Raw genomic sequence first — 4,196 nt, 5'->3', positions numbered from 1 at the left:
CTGGAGCGGGCGAAGAGATTCGAACTCTCGACCCCAACCTTGGCAAGGTTGTGCTCTACCACTGAGCTACGCCCGCACTCCGTGAAACCGATCCCCGTGAGGATTGGCCCCGAAATTCGAGAGCGGGCTTATGGCAGAGGGTCCGGGGCTTGGCAAGCACGGCTGGTCCCTATTGTCGGATTTCTCAGCCCATGAAGCGCGGGGCCTTGAGGCGGCGCTTGTTCACATGGTCCTTCGGGGCCTCGTTTTCGATCTCCGGCGGGAACTCGCCTTTGAAATAATAGCGCTGCCAGGCCTCCTTTGTGGCCTCCGGATCGAGGCGGAAGATCTTGGCGTTGAACTCCGCGCGATGCTTCTCCCAGACGTCGTACTGGTCGCGGAGTTCCGGATTGCGGTCCATCGACTTAATCACCGGCTGGACGTCGTTGAGCGCCTTGTCCTGCACCAGGGTGATGAAACAGAAGGGCTCGCCCTTCTCAAACCGCACCGAGCCCGGCCGGGTGAAGATCCAGTTCATCGTGAAGGGGAAGGGCAGCCAATCGGTCTCCACCAGGCCCGCCAGGGGCTGGATACCGTCCTTGACGTGGTTAGGCGGCCCCTGGGCGATCATCGACCAGCCGGGCGAGGTGCGGAACAGGTAGCCCGGATGGAAGGTCACCACCCCGTGGCTGAAGTGACTCTTGGCGAAATGATGGAAGTCGGGGTGCGGATAGTCGGTCTGGAGCTTGATGTCTTCCTGCCGGGTCCCGCCGTTCCAGGTGGCGGTGAAGGCCATCGGGCAGAGGATTTCCCAGCCCGTGGTATTGGCCATGGACAACGGCAGACAGCGATACGGGTGGCGCTCGGCGAAATGATCCATCCAGGCGCGCTGGGGGCGGCCCGGCACGATCTCCGGAGGGCGCAGGGCGGTGGGGTAACACTCAAGCAGCATGGCGGGCTCTCACGCGATGACCAGGTTTGTTGGTCTAGCCAGCCTGTCGCCGCCGCGTCCAGTTCGCTAATCAGATCGGATGCAGACACGCCCCGACCTGATCGACTTTTTCGACGCCCACGGGATCGACCACGCCACCACCGACCACGAGGCGGTGTTCCGGGTGGGAGAAGGCGAGGAGATCAAGCATGGGATCGCCGGCGCCCACACCAAAAACCTGTTCCTGAAGGACGCCAAGGGCCGTCTCTGGCTGATCTCGGCCCAGGACTCGACGGTGATCGACCTCAAGCACCTGCACCCGGTGATCGGTTCTGCCCGGCTCTCCTTCGGCAGCGCCGAGCTGATGGCGGAGACGCTCGGGGTGACGCCGGGGTCAGTCACCGCCTTCGCCATGATCAACGACACCGACCGGCGCGTGACCTTCGTGCTGGACCAGGCGCTCGCCCAGGCCGAACAGGTAAATTTTCACCCTCTGACCAACACCGCCACCACCACGGTGAGCCAGGCGGGCCTGCGGAAATTCTTTGCCAGGCTTGAGATTTCGCCCCTTGTAGTGGATTTCACCACCCTATCGGTGGTGGGGCACGGTTTCGTCCGTTGAAGACCGCGCCGCTTGGGACCATTTTAGCCGCCACGACGTTCAAACCCCTTAGACGGGAAAGACCATAGCCATGACCTTGATCGGCGAAACCGCCTCCAACGCCGGCGGCGATCTCATCACCGACGGCAGCGACGCCGGATTCATGGCCGATGTGATCGAGGCCTCCAACACCGTTCCGGTGATCGTCGACTTCTGGGCGCCCTGGTGCGGTCCCTGCAAGCAACTCGGCCCCTCCATCGAAAAGGCGGTGCTGGCGGCCAAGGGCAAGGTCAAGCTGGTGAAGATCGACATCGACAAGCACCCGCAGTTCGCCGGCCAGCTGCGCGTGCAGTCCATCCCGGCGGTGTTCGCCTTCTCCGGCGGGCGACCTATCGACGGCTTCATGGGCGCCCTGCCCGACAGCCAGGTGAAACAGTTCGTCGACCGCATCGCCGGCCAGGCGCCGGCCAACGAGGCCGACGAACTGCTGGCCATGGCCAAGGAGTCCCTGGACCTGGGCGACCTGGGCGGCGCGGCCCAGGCCTTCGCCCAGGTGCTGCAGGCCGATCCGGCGAACCTGAAGGCCATCGGCGGCCTCGCCCGCGTCTACCTGCAGGGCGGCGACCCCGAGAAGGCCCGGGAGATCGCCGACATGGCCCCGGAAGGCGCCAAGGACGCTGACCTCGACAGCGTGCGCGCGGCGCTCACCCTGGCCGACGCCGCGCCGGAGGAGACCTCCGACCTGGAAAAGCGTATCGCCGCCGATCCAGATGACCATGAGGCCCGCTACGAACTGGCCACGGCGCTCGCGGGGCGTGGGGCCTGGGAGGCGGCGTCCGATCACCTGCTGAAGATCATCGAGGCCGATCGCGCCTGGAACGACGAGGCCGCCCGCAAGCAGCTGATCACCATCTTCGAGGCCGCCGGGCCGGGCTCCGACATCGCCCGCAGCGGGCGGCGGCGGCTGTCGGCGATCCTGTTCTCGTGAAGGGCGAACGGGCGATACCCAGCGGCTCTCAGTGCCCCTCGGACCTGCCGCAGGTGATCCCGGTCTTTCCCCTGGACGGCGCCCTGCTGCTGCCCGGCGGCGAACTGCCTCTTCGGATCTTCGAACCCCGCTACCTGAACCTGGTGGACGACGTCATGGCTGGTGACCGCATGATCGGCATGGTCCAGACGCGGGCCGGCGGCGAGCGGGCCCGGCCCAACCTTGCGCATGTCGGCTGCGCTGGCCGCATCACCAGCTTCAACGAGACCTCTGACGGCAGCTATCTGATCACGCTCACCGGGGTCTGCCGGTTCGAGGCGGGCGAGGAACTGGCGGTGAGGACCCCCTATCGCCAGGTGCGCACCACCTTCGCCCCCTTCTTCGGCGACCTGGCCGACGAGGAGGTCGATACCAACGAGTTCGACCGCAAGCGCTTCGCCGTGGCGCTGAAGAAGTACCTGAACCGCCGCGAGCTCGACATCGACTGGGACACCGCCGAGACCGCGCCCCTGGAAAGCCTGGTCACCAGCCTGGCCATGGGCCTGCCCTTCGAGCCCCTGGAAAAGCAGGCCCTGCTGGAGGCGCCCACCCTCGTGGAGCGCGTCGACGCCCTGACGACGTTGCTCGAGATCGACGCCCTGGAAGACGGCGATGACGCCGGCCACTCCATGCAGTAGGGATGGCGCCCATGACGCAGCCCCTCCCCGCCCTCACCGTGGACATCGATCCGCGCCTGCTGGAAATCCTGGTCTGCCCGGTGACCCACGGGCCGCTGACCTATGACCGCGACAAGGCCGAACTGGTCTCCAAGTCCGCCAACCTCGCCTATCCGATCCGTGACGGCGTGCCGATCATGCTGCCGGAAGAGGCCCGGGAACTGACCGACTAGAAGGCGAGCACCCGGCGCACACTCTCCTCGACGCTGGGCGCGTCGGTGATTTCCAGCACCGGACAGGTGAGGGTCGAGAGCCAGGACCGATGGCTGGCCAGGCTGCGGCCGCCGTTGGAGCCGTCGTCATAGCCCCGCGACCAGGTCATGAACTTCACATGCGCCTCGTGCATGTCGCCGCCGGGCTCGATGCGGTCGCCGTAGCGTAGCCGCTCGCGGGCCAGGCTTCGGGCCATGCGGATCTCGGGGTCGAGATAGAGGAAGACCACCAGGTCCAGGCGCCCCACCACCTCCAGGCCCCAGGAGAGCAGGGACCCCGACAGCACCCAGGACTCGTTGGCCGGGACCGCGGCGCTCAGCAGGGCGGCCCGCTCAGGCTGGGGCCGCTGGGTGGTGAAAGGCGGCTCGGTGGGCAGCCAGAAGAAATGGTCGCTGTCCTGGTGGGGTACGTCCATGGCCTGGGCCAGGGCGGCGCCCAGGGTCGTCGTCCCGGAGCCCGAGGCTCCGACGATATGGATGCGCTGCGCGGCCATGCTCACTCTCCCCGGAGCCCCTCAGCTACCGGGGCAGCCCGGGGATGGCCAGCATAGGAGCCCTCTAAAGCGCCTCGCCCCGCAGCAGCCGGGGCAGGTCGCCGGAGGCTCCGCCCGCGTCGTGCATGAAGAACCGGCGGGCGGGGCCGATCCGGTTGACCACCGACATGCCGGCCCCGCGCGCCAGGCGCAGCAGAGGATTGTCGTTGGAGAACAGCCGCACGAAGACGTCGGTGGCCGCCGCCAGCATGATGTTGTCGAAGCTGCGCCAGCGG

At 66.9% G+C, this 4,196-nt stretch carries 6 protein-coding genes, 1 tRNA gene and 1 pseudogene; 4 read left to right on the top strand and 4 right to left on the bottom strand.

Going from position 1 to position 4,196, the window contains the following annotated elements; all coding sequences use genetic code 11:
• Window position 1: 1 nt before the first annotated feature.
• Window positions 2–76: transfer RNA gene (locus tag RMO97_RS16345), tRNA-Gly, on the bottom strand.
• Window positions 77–184: 108 nt separating this feature from the next.
• Window positions 185–931, bottom strand: coding sequence for a DUF6065 family protein (locus RMO97_RS16340; RefSeq protein ID WP_310542088.1), 747 nt, complete (start codon window positions 929–931; stop codon window positions 185–187).
• A gap of 79 nt (window positions 932–1,010) precedes the next feature.
• Between RMO97_RS16340 and RMO97_RS16335 the strand changes: the two genes are divergently transcribed.
• The 4 genes from RMO97_RS16335 (at window position 1,011) to RMO97_RS16320 (ending at window position 3,388) form a co-directional block, all read left to right on the top strand.
• A complete protein-coding gene (locus RMO97_RS16335; protein ID WP_310542087.1) occupies window positions 1,011–1,532 on the top strand; it encodes a prolyl-tRNA synthetase associated domain-containing protein in 522 nt (173 codons plus the stop codon).
• A 70-nt stretch (window positions 1,533–1,602) separates the two neighbouring features.
• Complete coding sequence (locus RMO97_RS16330; protein ID WP_310542086.1) at window positions 1,603–2,499, top strand: co-chaperone YbbN; 897 nt, start codon at window positions 1,603–1,605, stop codon at window positions 2,497–2,499.
• 14 nt (window positions 2,500–2,513) lie between these two features.
• On the top strand, window positions 2,514–3,176 hold the full coding sequence (locus tag RMO97_RS16325) for an LON peptidase substrate-binding domain-containing protein (protein ID WP_409035329.1): 663 nt from the start codon (window positions 2,514–2,516) through the stop codon (window positions 3,174–3,176).
• Between the two features lie 11 nt (window positions 3,177–3,187).
• On the top strand, window positions 3,188–3,388 hold the full coding sequence (locus RMO97_RS16320) for a Trm112 family protein (RefSeq protein WP_310542084.1): 201 nt from the start codon (window positions 3,188–3,190) through the stop codon (window positions 3,386–3,388).
• On the opposite strand, the gene RMO97_RS16315 is transcribed toward RMO97_RS16320, so the two are convergent.
• Window positions 3,385–3,921 (bottom strand): hypothetical protein, encoded by a 537-nt coding sequence (locus RMO97_RS16315; RefSeq protein ID WP_310542083.1) that lies wholly within the window; start codon window positions 3,919–3,921, stop codon window positions 3,385–3,387. The genes RMO97_RS16320 and RMO97_RS16315 overlap by 4 nt on opposite strands.
• 64 nt (window positions 3,922–3,985) lie before the next feature.
• Window positions 3,986–4,196 (bottom strand): annotated as a pseudogene (locus RMO97_RS16310) (2-octaprenyl-6-methoxyphenyl hydroxylase); the annotation flags it as partial.

Source organism: Phenylobacterium sp., assembly GCF_031425575.1.
GTDB lineage: Bacteria > Pseudomonadota > Alphaproteobacteria > Caulobacterales > Caulobacteraceae > Phenylobacterium.
This window is presented reverse-complemented; position numbering and strand designations above follow the sequence as displayed.